Below are 14,778 nucleotides of genomic sequence, written 5' to 3'. Positions count from 1 at the left end.
ATTCCCCACTCGGGCGCCGCCGGTTTTCCCGCTAACGAAAAGACAACGCCGACACGCGCAAAGTCGCCATGGCGATAAGGATATGCGTTCGTGCATATTGCGGTGCAACCAAGTTCCGTTAACCTGTCTACCGGATGTTCATAATCGGGGGAAGTATGAAACGATACATTTGGGCTTTTGCCGTGTTGAGCGCCCTTGCGACTGGCGCGTCGGCGGCCGAGTTGCTCAACGTTTCCTACGATCCGACGCGCGAACTGTACACGCAGCTCAACGAAAAGTTCATCGCCGACTGGAAGACGAAGACAGGCGAGACCGTAACGATCAAGCAATCGCACGGCGGTTCCAGCGCGCAGTCGCGCAAGATCATCGACGGTCTCGAAGCCGACGTCGCCACCTTGGGCATCGCCTCCGATATCGATATTCTGGCCGACAAAGCCGGCTTGCTGCCGGCCGACTGGCAAGGGCGTCTGCCGGGCGACTCGACACCGTATAACTCGACCATCGTCTTGCTCGTGCGCAAGGGTAATCCCAAGGGCATCAAGGATTGGGGCGATCTGGTCAAGTCTGGCATCAAGGTCATCACGCCGAATCCGAAAACCTCGGCCGGCGCGCGCTGGAATTTCCTCGCCGCCTGGGCCTACGCGCTCAAGCAGAACGGCGGCGACGAGGCCAAGGCGCGCGAATGGATCGGCGCGCTTTACAAGAATGTGCCGGTGCTCGACACCGGTGCGCGCGGTTCGACCGTCACCTTCGCCCAGCGCGGCCTCGGCGACGTGCTGATCGCCTGGGAGAACGAGGCTTATCTGGCGATCAGCGAATTCGGCGAAGGCAAGTTCGACATCGTCGTGCCGGCGACGTCGATCCTCGCCCAGCCGCCGGTCGCGGTGATCGACAAGAACGCGAAGAAGCATGGTACGGAGAAGCTCGCCGAGGCCTACCTCAAGTTTCTCTACACGCCCGAGGCGCAGGAAATCATCGCGAAGAACCACTATCGTCCGCTCGATTCCGGCGTCGCGGCCAAATACGCTTCGAGTTTTCCGAAGATCGATCTGACCACGATCGCCCAATTCGGCGGCTGGAAGACCGCCCAGCCGAAATTCTTCGGCGACGGCGGCGTGTTCGATCAGATCTACGACAAGAAGTAGCCGGCCGTGAGTGCGATCGCGATCGAGCAGGCCCCCGCGCCCGCGCGCAGGCGCGTGATGCCCGGCTTCGGCCTGACGCTCGGCTTCACTCTGAGCTATCTCTCGCTGATCGTGCTGATTCCGCTTGCCGCGCTCATGGTCAATGCCGCGGGCCTCGGTGTAGCGGGCATCTGGAAGGTGCTCAATTCCTCGCAGGTGCTCAGTGCGCTGAGGCTCAGTTTCGGCGGCGCGCTGATCGCCGCGGCAATCAATGCCGTGTTCGGCAGTCTGATCGCCTGGACCTTCGTGCGCTACGACTTCCCGGGCAAGCGCGCGCTGCAGGCGATGATCGATCTGCCGTTCGCGCTGCCGACCGCGGTCGCCGGCATCGCGCTGACCGCTCTGTATTCGACGCCGAACGGCTGGCTCGGCGTGCCGCTCGAAGCGATCGGCATCGAGGTCGCCTATACCCGGCTCGGCGTGATCGTCGCGATGACCTTCATCAGCCTGCCTTTCGTCGTGCGCACGCTCGAACCGGTGCTGGAACAGATCGACAAACAGTACGAGGAGGCCGCCGCGACGCTCGGCGCGACGCGCTGGCAAGCGGTTTCGCGCATCGTTTTCCCGGCGATGACGCCGGCTCTGCTGACCGGCACGGCGCTGGCGTTCGCGCGCGCAGTCGGCGAGTACGGCTCGATTATTTTCATCGCCGGCAACCTGCCGAACCTGACCCAGATCGCGCCGCTGCTGATCGCGATCAATCTCGATCAGCATGAAATCGGCGCCGCCACTGCGATCGCGGCGGCGATGCTCGTACTCTCGTTCGCGATCCTGTTCTGCATCAATCTGCTGCAGGCCTGGGCACGGCGAAGCGGCAGTTGAATCCACTCAAGAGAAAGATGAAAACGATCGCGAAATACATCGCCGCAGTTCTCGCCCTGATCGCCGGCGCAGCCGATGCGTCGGCGGCAGGGCTTCTCAACGTTTCCTACGACGTTGCGCGCGCGCTGTATGAAGAATTGAACCCGGTTTTCGCCGCCGAGTGGAAGGCGAAGACCGGCGAGACGCTGACGATCGACCAGTCGCATGCCGGTTCGAGCAAACAGGCGCGCGCGGTGATCGACGGCCTGCCGGCTGACGTGGTGACGATGAACAGCCCGCTCGACATCGACGTGATCGCGAAGGCGGGACTTTTGCCGACCGATTGGGCGGCGAAGTTTCCGAATGCGGCGAGCCCGTCGTGGTCGGCGATCGTTTTCGTCGTGCGCCGCGGCAACCCGAAAGCGATCAAGGATTGGCCGGACCTGGTCAAGCCCAACACCGCCGTCGTGCTGCCGAATCCGAAGACCTCGGGCAACGGCCGCTATAGCTACCTTGCCGCGTGGCAGTTCGCGCGGACGCAAAACAGTGCAGATGCCGGCGTTCAGCGCGAACTTGCCGCGTTTGAATTCGAGAAAAAGCTGCTTGCCAACGTGCCCGTACTCGACGTCGGCGGCCGCGACGCGAGTGTGACCTTCGCCCAGCGCAGCATCGGCGACGTGCTGCTGACCTTCGAGAGCGAAGCGCGCGCGCTGCGTACGACCTTCGCGAACGGCGGTTTCGAGATCGTCTATCCCTCGTTGACGGTGCGCGCCGACAACCCGGTTGCGGTCGTCGCGAGGAATGCGGACAAGAAAGGCACAAGCAAACTCGCCGAAGCCTATTTGCAATTCCACTACGGCAAGCCGGCGCAAGAGATCTTCGCCAAGAACGGCCTGCGCGTGGTCGACGCCGACGTGACCAAGGCACACGCGGACTTCCCGGCGCTGAAGACGTTCACCGTCGATGAGGCATTCGGTGGTTGGGCCAAGGCGCAGCCGGAGCACTTCGCCGCGGGCGGGACGTTCGATAAGGCGATCGCCGAGGCGAAGAAATGAAGGTTCAAACGGCATGAGTGCGACCCTCGCCCCACGTCGCCGTTTCCGTTCGGCCACCGCCGAGCCGCGCTCCGTGCGCTGGCTGCTGATCGGCTTTACCTTCGTATTCCTCGCTGCGTTCCTCCTGCTGCCGCTGATCGTCGTGTTCGTGCAGGCATTCGCCGGCGGCGTGAAGGCGTATCTGGCGGCGCTGTCCGATTCGGATTCGTTGTCCGCGATCGTGCTGACCCTGAAGACCGCGGCGATTGCGGTGCTGCTCAATACGCTGTTCGGCGTCGCCGCGGCCTGGGCCGTGGCGAAATTCGAGTTCCGCGGAAAGAATTTCCTGATCACCTTGATCGATCTGCCGTTCTCGGTGTCGCCGGTGATTTCCGGTGTGGTCTTCATCTTGATCTTCGGTGCACAGACTTGGCTCGGCGCGTGGCTGATCGATCACGATATCCGCATCATCTTCGCCCAGACCGGCCTGGTGCTCGCGACGGTATTCGTCACATTTCCATTCGTCGCGCGCGAACTGATTCCGCTGATGCAGGCGCAGGGCACCGACGAGGAATACGCCGCGTTGAGCCTCGGCGCGAGTGGCTGGCAGACGTTCTGGAACGTCACGCTGCCGAACATACGCTGGGGCCTGCTCTACGGCATCCTGCTGTGCAACGCGCGCGCGATGGGCGAGTTCGGCGCGGTATCGGTGATATCGGGCAAGATTCGTGGCGCGAGCAATACCATGCCGCTGCATGTCGAAGTGCTGTACCAGGACAACAAGATGGTCGCGGCGTTTGCGGTAGCTTCGCTGCTCGCCCTGCTAGCCTTGTTGACGCTCGGTTTGAAAACTTTCCTCGAATGGCGGCACGGCGACGAGCTTGCCGCATTGCGAGGCCATCGTTAAATGGATTTTTGGACACGGATTGGCACGGATGAACACGGATCGGAGAGCCGTTGCGAAATGGATGCGAGCAGAGGGCGAAAACCGCGGCTCTGCAATTGATTCGCCGAGCGTTGAAATCAGCATTCGATGAATCGAAATCTCCACGCCGTTGATTCATTTCAAGTGTCACCGTGTCTTTTGTGTCCATCCGTGTTGATCCGTGTCAAAGCAGCTCTTTTATGAGGCATCCATGCAGATTTCGATACGCAAATTGAACAAGAGCTACGGCAGTGTCGCCGCGCTGAACGCGATCGATCTCGACATCGCCTCGGGCGAGCTGCTCGCGCTGCTCGGTCCGTCGGGTTCGGGCAAGACTACGCTGCTGCGCGCGATCGCCGGACTCGAACCGATCGACGGCGGCCGCATCCAGTTCGGTGATATCGATGCGACCGAGTTGTCCGTGCAGGAGCGCCGCGTTGGTTTCGTCTTCCAGCACTACGCGCTGTTCAAGCACATGAGCGTGCTCGACAACATCACCTTCGGTCTGCGCGTACGCAAGCGCAAATACCGCCCCACGCGCGAAGAAATCCTCCGTCGTGGCGAGGAATTGCTCAAGCTAGTTCAACTCGGCGGTCTTGAGGAACGTTATCCGAATCAGCTCTCCGGTGGACAGCGTCAGCGCGTCGCGCTCGCGCGTGCGCTGGCGATCGAGCCACGTGTGCTGTTGCTCGACGAGCCGTTCGGCGCGCTCGATGCGAAGGTGCGCAAGGAACTGCGCGTCTGGCTGCGTCAGCTGCACGACGAAACCGGCTATACGACGATCTTCGTCACTCACGACCAGGAAGAGGCGCTGGAACTTGCCGATCGGGTTGTGGTGATGAATGCGGGTTCGATCGAACAGGTCGACACGCCGGAAGCGATCCTGCGCCGGCCGGCGACGCGCTTCGTCGCCGAATTCATCGAACAGGATTCGGGCAAGAGCTTCGTTCCCACGCCGCCGCACCATACCGTGCATTCGAAGGTCGCGCGCTTCTCGCGAGTCGGCTGAGCAAGATCGGTGCGGTGAGCGGTTAAAATGGCGGCACATACGCCGTCATTCTGCAGTCCATGTCTTTTTCCCATCTCTTGCTTGCCCTCGCGGTCATCGTTGTTTGGGGCACGAACTTCGTCATCATCAAGCTCGGTCTCGGCGAACTGCCACCGCTGCTGTTCGCGACGCTGCGCTTTTTCTTCTCCTGCGTGCCGTGGCTGTTCTTTATCCGGCGCCCGGCCGTGTCGTGGTGGCTGCTGATCGCGAACGGCTTCTTTCTCGGCTTCGGCTTGTTCGGAGTGCTGTTCATCGCGATGCGCAGCGACATCGCGCCCGGCATCGCGTCGCTCATGGTGCAGACCCAGGCGTTCTTCACGATCGGTTTGTCGATGCTGCTGCTCGGCGAACGACTGCGCGCGTTTCAGGCTGGGGGCCTGGCGCTGTGCATTGCCGGACTCGTGATGCTGTTTTTGCACGTCGACGCAACGACGACGACGCGCGGTTTGATATTGACGCTCGGTTGCGGCCTATCATGGGCGATAGCGAATCTGGCGGCGAAGAAGGCCAGCCAGAACGGCGCGGTCGGGAACACCCAGGTGGGAGCATCTCTCGATGCTCACAGTCAGAGCCGACCGCGAGAATTCAGCATGCTCGGCTTCATGGTCTGGTCGAGCCTGTTCGCCGTGCCGCCTCTGTTGCTCGCGAGCCTGATATTCGAGGGGCCACAGCGCATCGCCGACGGCCTCGCGCACGCGACCTGGTTCGGCTGGGTGGCGTCGGTATGGCAGGGCATCGCCAATACGCTGTTCGGCTATGGCGCCTGGAACTGGCTGCTCGCACGCTATCCGGCGGCGACGGTGTCGCCGTTGTCGCTGCTCGTGCCGGTCGTCGGTATGGCGAGCGCGGCGGTTTGGTTCGGCGAACCGTTGCCGGTGTGGAAGCTCGAAGCCGGCGCGCTGGTGCTGCTCGGCCTAATGACGATTACGTTGTGGCCGCGATTGCGCGCCCGGTTCTAGCCTTGGTTACCGCTGCGTGCAGTTGTGCGAAGCGCCGAGTGAACGGGCACTTCACGATTTCAGTGCCGTTATGTGACGGGTTCTTCCCCTTGATCCGTCATTCGATCCCCTTCTCTCGAGGGGAGAAGGGGATCGTTATTGAGGGAATGCGCGCGCGAGCCACTCCGGCACCGGCAAATCCTTAGACCGCAGGAACTCCGGATTGAAGAGCTTTGCCTGATAGCGCGTGCCCGCGTCGGCGAGCAAGGTGACGATCGTGTGCCCCTTGCCGAGTTCGCGCGCGAGCCGGATCGCGCCGGCAACGTTGACGCCGCTCGATCCGCCGACGTTGAGGCCTTCCTCGGCGAGCAGTGCGTGTACCAGAGGCAGCGATTCCGCGTCGGCAATCGACCAGGCGAGATTGATCGGCGCATCCTTGAAATTCGCCGTGACGCGGCTCGAGCCGATGCCTTCGGTGATCGAACCGCCCTCGGCTTTCAGTTCTCCGGTATTGACGTAGTTAGCGAGCGCGGAGCCCGCGGGATCGGCCAAGGCGACGCAGACGCCGGGCTTGTTCGCCTTGAGATAGCGGCCGACGCCGGCGAGCGTTCCACCCGTGCCGGTCGAACAGACGAAGCCGTCGATGCGGCCGGCCGTCTGCACGAAGATTTCCGGCCCGGTCGTGGCTTCGTGGAAGTCGCGATTGGCGGTGTTGTCGAATTGGTTGGCGAACCAGGCGCTGCCGGGTGTGCGTTCGTTGAGTTCCTCGGTCATGCGCCGCGCGACGTGAGCGTAGTGGCCAGGATTGGCGTAGGGCACGGCCGGAACGAGATGCACCTCGGCGCCGGTGACGCGCAGGGCGTCGATCTTCTCGCGGCTCTGAGTGTTCGGCATGGTGATGATCGTGCGATAGCCGCGGCTCGCGCCGAGCAGGGCGAGACCGATGCCGGTATTGCCCGCGGTGCCTTCGACGATCGTGCCGCCTGGGCGGAGCGCGCCGGCCTTCTCGGCGTCGAGCAGCAGGCCCAGGGCGGTGCGGTCCTTGATCGAGCCGCCCGGATTGGCGAATTCGCATTTGGCGAACACGTCGCAGCCGGTCAGTTCGGAGGCGCGGCGCAGGCGGATCAGCGGCGTACGGCCGACCGCGTCGGCGAAATCTTGGCGAATGTCCATGACCGGAAGGTGGGAGGCGGGTGGCAAAGGGTCGAAGGTCGAAGGGAAAAAGTCAAAGGGCGACCGTTTTCTCGTTCAGATCGTACCCGGCTTGATATATAACTTCGGGTTATTAAGCATAAAGTGCGGCCAAAATGGCGCATTTGGCCGTCTAGACGTCTGGACCCCCAAATAACGAACGGTTATGCTGCGTGGCATCAATCGGGAGAAATCCATGACGTTTTTGCATAAGGCTCGCTGTTGTTGTCGCCAATCCGCCGTTTCCCGTCTTGTCGAATCCCGATTGCGACCGCCTTTGAGTACACCGTTATGACCCTGACCCAGCTCCGCTATCTCGTTGCCATTTCCGACGCCGGCCTCAACATCACCCAGGCCGCCGATCAGGTCCACGCCACCCAGCCGGGCCTGTCCAAGCAGCTCAAGCAGCTCGAAGACGAGCTCGGCTTCCAACTCTTTGCCCGCAAGGGCAAAAGTCTTTCCGCGATCACGCCGGCCGGCCAGCAGGTCATCGACCGTGCACGCATTATCCTTGCCGAAGCGCGCAACATCCGTGCGCTTGCCGCGAATCTGCGCGGCGACGACAAGGGCGAGCTGACCATCACGACCACGCATACGCAGGCGCGTTTCGTGCTGCCGCATGCGATCGCCACGCTCAAGCTGCGCTATCCGGCGGTCAACGTCCATCTGAAACCGCTCGGCGATGCGCAGGTTATGGGCCTGTTCGAGCGCGGCCAAGCCGATCTCGCGATCATCTCGACGACGGGCGCGTCGCCGAGCGACGGCCTCGCCGTGCCGCTGTTCCGCTGGCGCCGCGCGGTGGTCGTGCCGAACGGACATGCGTTAGCCCAGCTCAAGCGTCCGCTCAAGCTCTCCGATCTCGACGGCGAGCCGCTGGTCAGCTACGAATCTTCGCTGCGCCCGGAATCGTCGCTGCGCCGCGCGTTCGCCGCGGCAGGAATCACACCGCGCTTCTCGTGCACCTCGCGCGACGCCGACCTGATCAAGACCTACGTGCGCGCCGGCCTCGGCGTCGGCATCTTCGCCGACATGGCGTTCACCGCCGAGGACGCACGCGACCTGCACCAGATCGATGCGACGGGATTGTTTCCCGAATGCACGACCTGGCTGGTCCTGCGCCGCGATCGCGTGCTGCGCGCCTATGCAGCAACGCTCGCCGAGCTGATTGCGCCGCAGATCGACCAGCGCGACCTGCAGCGTGCGCTCGCCGGCGAGGAGCCCGCGGAATGGCCGCTGCCGCCATACTGGGGCGAGTTGCAGAGAAAACTCGTCGCGAAGGTCGCCTGACTTTGCCCGATTGCTGCGTTACCCTGCATGTCTTCCGGCATGCAGGAGCGCGGCGTGATGAAGTACCAGGGTAGTTGTCATTGCGGACAGGTGGCGTTCGAGGTCGAGGGTGATCTCAACAGCGTGATGAGTTGCAATTGCTCGATGTGCCAGCGCAAGGGCTCGCTGATGTGGTTCGTCCCGCGCGCAAACCTGCATATGCTGCGCGGTGATCGCGCGCTGTCGAGCTACACCTTCAACAAGCACGTCATCCAGCACAAGTTCTGTCCGACTTGCGGCATCCATCCGTTCGGCGAAGGCGTCGACGCTTCGGGCAACGCGATGGCTGCGATCAATGCGCGCTGTCTGGACGACGTCGATCTCGCCGCGTTGTCCGTCAACCACTTCGACGGACGTTCGCGCTAGACGCTTTCTTGCCGCTCCCGCCGAAGCGGGAGCTTGCTCGTTGGAATCGGAGCGAATCAGCTGCCGAAAATAATCCAAAGCCCGAGCGCAGCGAACAATAGCGCCGCACCGATGCGCGCCGCGCGCAGCGGCAGGCGATGGGCGAAGCGCGCGCCGAGCCAGACCACGGGCACGTCGGCGATCAGCATGCCGAGCGTGGTGCCGCTGACCACCTGCCAGAGCGGGTGATATTGCGCGGCGAGCACGGCCGTGGCGATCTGCGTCTTGTCACCCATTTCGGCGAGAAAGAAACTGAATACCGTCGCGATCAGCACGCCGTAGCCGCTGCCATGGGCGGCTTCGCTTTCGTCGGCCTTGTCCGGTTTGAGCGTCCACACCGCGATGAGGAGAAAGCTGATCGCCACGATCCAGCGCAGCGTCTGCGGCGACAGCCATTGGCTGATGAGGGCGCCGAACGCGCCGGCGAGCGCGTGATTGACCAGCGTGGCGATAAGGATGCCGAGGCAGATCAGCCATGGCCGGCGGTACTTGGCCGCCAGGATCAGCGCCAGCAACTGGGTCTTGTCGCCGATCTCGCCAAGGGTGACGGTCAGCGTCGAGATGAAAAGTGTTTCCACGAAAAACTCCGAAGCCGGGGCGATGGACGCAATGATTCTCCCGCGCGGCCCCGGCTTGGGTGCGACACGAGCGAACCAAAGGTCTCGTCGAGCGGAAGATTCCGCTTTGCGCGCCACAGGCTGCTGCCCGAGTGTGTTGACGCGCGACGCCCAATCGATGGATCGATCCGGCCGACTACTCCCCGATGGAGTGCGCGCAGTGTAACGACTGGGCCGCGCGGATCGCAACAGGCAGCGGATGTGCGATACGCACTTGCGCGTATTTGCGCGTGCGGAATTCGGGTTGAGCCCTGCGGTATGTGCAGTGCGTTATTCGTTGGGTACTGCGCAGGCGTTCCAGTTCTGCGGCGTCGCATCGGTCGAGCTGCCGTGGAAATAGGATTGCTGGGTCGTCGCCGCCCAGGCGTCCGCGTCGGCGCGTTGCTGGGCGTCGAGTTGATTGGCAGCGTAAGCCAACTGCCTGTCCAAAGCCGGAATGCGAGTGCCGCTGGCGCCAAGGCGATACAGTTTCAAATAGCGATAGTGCTGAACGGGATCGGGACCGACGAGGCCGGCAATCAGATTGGTGCCGGAGGGGCCGTAGGCGTACTGAAGCATATCGACCATCTTCCAGTCTCCCGACGCGATCGACGAGTCGATCAACGCTGGCGCCTGCTGCCGATAGGCGCCGACCGATGCGGGATCGTCGACCATGCCGCGCGGATTGACGAAGGGCCCGCGGTGGACGTAGCAGTCGCGCGCAGAGGCGTCGCCGAGCTGCGCGGCCTGCAGGGTTGTCGTGGCGAGCGAGCCGAGCAGGCCCTGATCGACGCCGGCGCACAATGTTTTCAGCCGGTCCGTGCCCTTGAGCAATTCCTGCGCCCGGTCCAGTTGTTGCTGTTGGATCGCAGCCGGAGCCGAGTTGTCCGGGTGTTCGAGCAGCGCACTCGCGTTTAGCGTATTGCTGCGCATCGTCGCTTCTGCGGCAAAGCAGGTGCTCAGGTCGCGATACAGGCGTGAAGCCGCAGTGACATCGCCCGCATCCGCGCGTGCCTTCAATTCGTCGAAAATCTGCTTGAGTGGGGTGCCGGACGGCGGCAGCGGCGGTGCGGAACCCGAACTGACGCGTGCGGGGAGCGCGGCGGATTTCGCTGCAGTCGACAGCGTCGTCGGCGCAACGACTGAAGCGGCTGCGGCGGAGTTGCCCTTGTGCGGGTCCGCTGAGGCCGAAACATCATTGTGGGATAAGGCATCGGGCCAGTAGAGCCAGCCGCATGCGAGGGCTGCGCACAAAACCAAGGCGATCCATCCATATTTGCGCAGCACGAACTCTTCCTCCGGCCCAGCAGAGGCGAAGTGTGCCGTCTCGGTTTTGGTGCGTCCAGAGCGAGATTTACGGGCCGCCCTGGCACGAGCGCATCGCGTTGGCGACGTCGCCGGTCTGGCGCGGGGTGCTGTTGAAGTACTGCTGGTACATCTGCTGCGCTTGTGCGTCGGCCGCCTGGATCTGGTCGGGAGTGAGCTGGCTCGAGAGATTGGTCAGCGCATTGGTCGAGCGCGTCGAAGGTTGCGAGCCGGAGGGCTGGCCGAGGCTCATCAGCTTGGCGTAGGTATAGGCCTGGGCTGGATTGGCGCCGGTCAATTGGCCGAGCATATTGCTCTGACGCGTACTGCCGCCGTAGGCCTGCGCCATCAGCGTCGCCATCGCCCAGTCGCCTTGCTGCAGGGCGCCGTTGGCGAGATTGAGCGCATTGCTCTTGTAGTCCTGCACCCACTGCGGATTGTCGAGCAGGCCGGGCCAGTTGTTCAGATTGGCGCCGACGTAGCAGTTCGCCGCCTCCGGATCGCCTAGCTGCGCGGCCTGCAGGGTGGCGGGCACGAGCGAGGCCATGTCGTCGGCGCTGAGATCCGCGCACATCGCCGCGTTGTTCTTGGTGTAGTCCAGATTGCGCTGAACGAAGTCGAGCATGCGGTTCTGTCGCTGCGCATCCATCGCCGAGGCGTCGCCGAGCACGCGATTGGCGAGGCCGGGCATGGTCTGGCTAAGGCGCTGCACCTGAGTACATGTCTGCATGTCCTTGAACAGGCGTGACGCAGCATCGGCGTCGCCGGCATCGGCGCGCGCCTTGAGGTCGGCGAGGATCGACTTGAGCGGCGTGTTCGCCGGCGGCAGCGGCGCTCGCTGACTCGCGTTCGATACGGCGCTGTCGAGCATATGGCTGCCGGGTGCGCGGACGAGGGCATGTTTGGGCTGTGTGGCGGGAGAGACGCTTTTGCCCTTTGTGGAAATTGCCGCATTTTCCACTTTTTGCTTCGCTTCGGTTTCCGCGCCTTCCGCCGCGACGGGGGCGCTGTGGCGGCCGCTGTAGAAGGCGATCGCGGCGATGGCAATGACACCGAGAACTATCGGAAAAGAAAAGCGCGACACACGAACTCCACATCTTCGCAACAAGACCACGCATTTTTGCTCAGCCGTGGACGCGTTGTCGAAGCAAGATGGGTTAAGAATTGAAAAGTCGCCTGCACATTTCCTGCGCGATGTTTTGCAGCACTTCCGCACGGAGGAATATGCATAGATAGAAGCGGGTTCGAGAAATCGCTTGACACGCAAATGAGAATTATTATCATTTGACCGAACCCCACAACGGAGTCGCGTCATGCACACCGCAACCCTGCCGCTGAATTCGGGCGACGTTTCTTTCCGCACAGCTGCTCCGGCACCGCGCCCGCATGCGGCGCAGGTCCAGCGCCAGTTCGACAGCCGCACCTTGTTCGGCGGCGCGCAGGAAGTGCGCATCGAACATTTCGGCCAGGAATATCGTCTGCGCCAGACGCGCAACGGCAAATTGATTCTGACCAAATAGCCTTCGCGCGGCCGTCAGGCCGCCGATCCGCAAGCCTCGCTGCCCGCGTTCGCGGGCAGCGTCATCAATCACGGTAGCCAGCCTCGCGCGGCCCGCATCGGGTTGCACGCCAGCACGCCGTTCCTTCTTAGGAATCTGCTGGAAACATGCGCCGCCGTCATTCTTTCTATAAAAAAATCTGCGCCCGCAGCCTGAGCGCGGCGATTGCGATCGCGCTCGGTGCGGCGGGAGCGGCCGATGCGGCCGAGACTCCCGACACCGATGCCGCGCGGGACAAGCCCACGCTGTTCGACGTGCTCGACACGGTGGTGGTCAGCGCGACGCTGAACGAGCGCCAGCAAAAGGACATCGCCGGCGAAACCAGCGTGATCGATGCGGCCGAGATCGAGCGCCGGCTTGCGCAGGACATTCGCGACCTCGTGCGCTACGAGCCCGGCGTTTCGGTCAACGGTGACGGTACGCGCTTCGGCTTCAACGGCTTCACGATCCGCGGACTCGACGGCAATCGCGTGCGCATTCTCGTCGACGGCATCGCCGTGCCCGACGCGTTCGCGATCGGCAGCTACTCGAACGCGGGCCGCGACAGCGTCGACATCGACAGCCTGAAGCGTGTCGAGATCGTGCGCGGCGCGGCATCGTCGCTGTACGGATCGGACGCGCTCGGCGGCGTGGTCAGCTATGTGACCAAGGATCCGTCCGACTATCTCGCCGACGGCAAAGGTCAGTACGCATCGCTGCGCACAGCGTATGCCTCGGTCAACCGCGGTACGACGGCGACCGGCACCTATGCGGCGGGCGACGGCACCAACGGCATCGCCCTCGTCGCCACGCATCGCGAAGGTTCGCAGTTCGACAATATGGGCACGGTGGACAGCGCCGATGCCACGCGCACGCGTCCCAATCCGCAGGATTCTTCGAGCACCGCGCTGCTGGCGAAATACGTGCGCGACAATCCGGGCGGGCGCATCGACCGCATCACCCTCGACGGCGATCAGGGCGTCGACCGCACCGAAGTGTTGAGCGGGCGCGGCTACAACGCGCTGACGCGTGCGCAGACCACCAATTTGCGCGGCGACGATATGCGCCGGCGTTTGCGCGTTTCGGTCGGACAGGACGTCCCGCTAAGCTGGAATTTCGCCGACAGCGTCGAGTGGCGCGCCTACGTGCAGAACAGCCGCACCCAGCAGGACAGCTGGGAAAACCGCGCGACCGTCAGCGCCGGCAATCTGGTCAATCCGCTGCTGCGTTTCCGCCGTTTTGACTTCGAGCAGAACATCGCCGGCGTCAACGCGACGATACGCAAGAAATTCGCCACCGGCGATTGGCAGCACGAACTGACCTGGGGTGTCGACGCGTCGCGCACGCGCACCGAAGAGGAACGCAACGGCTATCAGATCAATCTGACCACGGGCGTGAAAACCAACGTCGTCTCGCCCGACACTTTCCCGACGCGCGACTTTCCGACCACGAACACGACGACCGCCGCGCTGTTCGCCCAGGACGAGATCACTCTCGCCGACGGCCGCTTGAGCCTGATTCCCGGCCTGCGCGTGGATTACTACGATCTCGATCCGGACAAAGACGACGCGATGTTTATCAAGGCCAATCCCGGCGTGGTGCCGGTGAGCCTTACGCGCACGAGCTGGTCGCCGAAGTTCGGCGCGATCTGGCGCTTCAACGAGAATCTCAGTACCTACCTGCAGTACGCGCACGGCTTCCGCGCGCCGCCGTACAACGACGTCAACGTCGGCTTCACCAATCTGCAGTTCGGCTACACGGCGCTGCCGAACCCGAACCTCAAGCCGGAGACCAGCAACGGTGTCGAAGTCGGCCTGCGCGGCTCCGCGGAGATCGGCTACTTCAGCGTCGCCGCCTACGACAATCGCTACCGCGACTTCATCGACGAGCTGGAATTCGTCGGCATCGATCCGACCAGTGGGCTGATGCTGTTCCAGTCGCGCAATCTCACTCGCGTGCGCATTCGCGGTGCGGAGGCGCGCGCGGGCCTGAAGCTCGGCGCGTTCACGCCGGCGCTCGAAGGATTCACGCTCAAAGCGAGCCTCGCCTACGCGCGCGGCGATGATCAATCGGCGCATCAGCCATTGGCCAGCATCGATCCGGCGCGCGCCGTGCTCGGCCTCGCCTACGACCGCGACAATTGGGGCGTCGAACTGTTCGGCACCTTCACTGCCGCGAAGGACCGCTTGGCCGCCGCGACATCGTCCTCGGGGCAGGGCAACTCAGGCACCACGGCGCTGTTCCACGCTCCGGGCTGGGCGACGCTCGACGCCTACGCGCACTGGCAGGTCGTCGAGCAAGCGCAGCTTTATCTGGGCCTGACCAATCTCGCCGACAAGCGCTACTGGCGCTGGGGCGACGTGCGCGGCGCGGCTTATGCGCCGGCGACGATCGATCGCTATTCCGCGGCGGGACGCGCGGTCAGCGTCGGCGTCAAGGTCAGCCTATAGCTCGGAATGTACGAATGCCGCCCACGCGGCCCACTGC

General features: G+C 63.4%; 13 protein-coding genes and 1 pseudogene. 10 read left to right on the top strand and 4 right to left on the bottom strand.

Features of this window, described 5'->3' with window-relative positions; translation table 11 throughout:
* Positions 1 to 155: 155 nt before the first annotated feature.
* The 6 genes and pseudogenes from FFS30_RS02025 to FFS30_RS02000 all read left to right on the top strand — a co-directional run bounded on the left by FFS30_RS02025 (position 156) and on the right by FFS30_RS02000 (position 5,951).
* Positions 156 to 1,145, top strand: coding sequence for a sulfate ABC transporter substrate-binding protein (locus FFS30_RS02025; RefSeq protein WP_171014367.1), 990 nt, complete (start codon positions 156 to 158; stop codon positions 1,143 to 1,145).
* Between the two features lie 57 nt (positions 1,146 to 1,202).
* A complete protein-coding gene (gene cysT, locus FFS30_RS02020) occupies positions 1,203 to 2,006 on the top strand; it encodes a sulfate ABC transporter permease subunit CysT (RefSeq protein ID WP_137912545.1) in 804 nt (267 codons plus the stop codon).
* Between the two features lie 17 nt (positions 2,007 to 2,023).
* Positions 2,024 to 3,040: a sulfate ABC transporter substrate-binding protein gene (locus tag FFS30_RS02015; RefSeq protein ID WP_137911441.1), complete on the top strand. Its 1,017-nt coding sequence runs from the start codon at positions 2,024 to 2,026 to the stop codon at positions 3,038 to 3,040.
* 13 nt (positions 3,041 to 3,053) lie between these two features.
* The gene (cysW, locus tag FFS30_RS02010) at positions 3,054 to 3,926 is read left to right on the top strand and encodes a sulfate ABC transporter permease subunit CysW (RefSeq protein WP_137911440.1); all 873 of its coding nucleotides are present in this window, start codon (positions 3,054 to 3,056) and stop codon (positions 3,924 to 3,926) included.
* Positions 3,927 to 4,155: 229 nt separating this feature from the next.
* Positions 4,156 to 4,818 (top strand): annotated as a pseudogene (locus FFS30_RS02005) (ATP-binding cassette domain-containing protein); the annotation flags it as partial.
* A 194-nt stretch (positions 4,819 to 5,012) separates the two neighbouring features.
* Positions 5,013 to 5,951: an EamA family transporter gene (locus FFS30_RS02000; RefSeq protein WP_137911438.1), complete on the top strand. Its 939-nt coding sequence runs from the start codon at positions 5,013 to 5,015 to the stop codon at positions 5,949 to 5,951.
* A 135-nt stretch (positions 5,952 to 6,086) separates the two neighbouring features.
* On the opposite strand, the gene FFS30_RS01995 is transcribed toward FFS30_RS02000, so the two are convergent.
* A complete protein-coding gene (locus tag FFS30_RS01995) occupies positions 6,087 to 7,103 on the bottom strand; it encodes a cysteine synthase A (protein WP_137911437.1) in 1,017 nt (338 codons plus the stop codon).
* Between the two features lie 309 nt (positions 7,104 to 7,412).
* Between FFS30_RS01995 and FFS30_RS01990 the strand changes: the two genes are divergently transcribed.
* Together FFS30_RS01990 and FFS30_RS01985 are read left to right on the top strand one after the other, a co-directional pair.
* Positions 7,413 to 8,408 (top strand): LysR substrate-binding domain-containing protein, encoded by a 996-nt coding sequence (locus tag FFS30_RS01990; protein WP_137911436.1) that lies wholly within the window; start codon positions 7,413 to 7,415, stop codon positions 8,406 to 8,408.
* Between the two features lie 27 nt (positions 8,409 to 8,435).
* A complete protein-coding gene (locus FFS30_RS01985; RefSeq protein WP_343182320.1) occupies positions 8,436 to 8,813 on the top strand; it encodes a GFA family protein in 378 nt (125 codons plus the stop codon).
* A gap of 56 nt (positions 8,814 to 8,869) precedes the next feature.
* On the opposite strand, the gene FFS30_RS01980 is transcribed toward FFS30_RS01985, so the two are convergent.
* The 3 genes from FFS30_RS01980 to FFS30_RS01970 all read right to left on the bottom strand — a co-directional run bounded on the left by FFS30_RS01980 (position 8,870) and on the right by FFS30_RS01970 (position 11,837).
* On the bottom strand, positions 8,870 to 9,430 hold the full coding sequence (locus FFS30_RS01980) for a TMEM165/GDT1 family protein (RefSeq protein ID WP_137911435.1): 561 nt from the start codon (positions 9,428 to 9,430) through the stop codon (positions 8,870 to 8,872).
* Between the two features lie 309 nt (positions 9,431 to 9,739).
* On the bottom strand, positions 9,740 to 10,735 hold the full coding sequence (locus FFS30_RS01975; RefSeq protein ID WP_137911434.1) for a hypothetical protein: 996 nt from the start codon (positions 10,733 to 10,735) through the stop codon (positions 9,740 to 9,742).
* Positions 10,736 to 10,802: 67 nt separating this feature from the next.
* The gene (locus FFS30_RS01970) at positions 10,803 to 11,837 is read right to left on the bottom strand and encodes a hypothetical protein (RefSeq protein WP_137911433.1); all 1,035 of its coding nucleotides are present in this window, start codon (positions 11,835 to 11,837) and stop codon (positions 10,803 to 10,805) included.
* A gap of 229 nt (positions 11,838 to 12,066) precedes the next feature.
* Here FFS30_RS01970 and FFS30_RS01965 point away from each other — a divergent pair, with 229 nt between their 5' ends.
* Positions 12,067 to 12,273, top strand: coding sequence for a hemin uptake protein HemP (locus FFS30_RS01965; protein ID WP_137911432.1), 207 nt, complete (start codon positions 12,067 to 12,069; stop codon positions 12,271 to 12,273).
* A 146-nt stretch (positions 12,274 to 12,419) separates the two neighbouring features.
* A complete protein-coding gene (locus FFS30_RS01960) occupies positions 12,420 to 14,741 on the top strand; it encodes a TonB-dependent hemoglobin/transferrin/lactoferrin family receptor (protein WP_137911431.1) in 2,322 nt (773 codons plus the stop codon).
* The last annotated feature ends 37 nt before the right edge of the window (positions 14,742 to 14,778 follow it).

It is taken from the genome of Rudaea sp. 3F27F6, from assembly GCF_005503555.1.
In the GTDB taxonomy this organism is placed as follows: domain Bacteria; phylum Pseudomonadota; class Gammaproteobacteria; order Xanthomonadales; family Rhodanobacteraceae; genus Rudaea.
The sequence above is the reverse complement of the archived record's forward strand: the minus strand, read 5'-3'. Positions and strand labels throughout refer to the sequence as shown.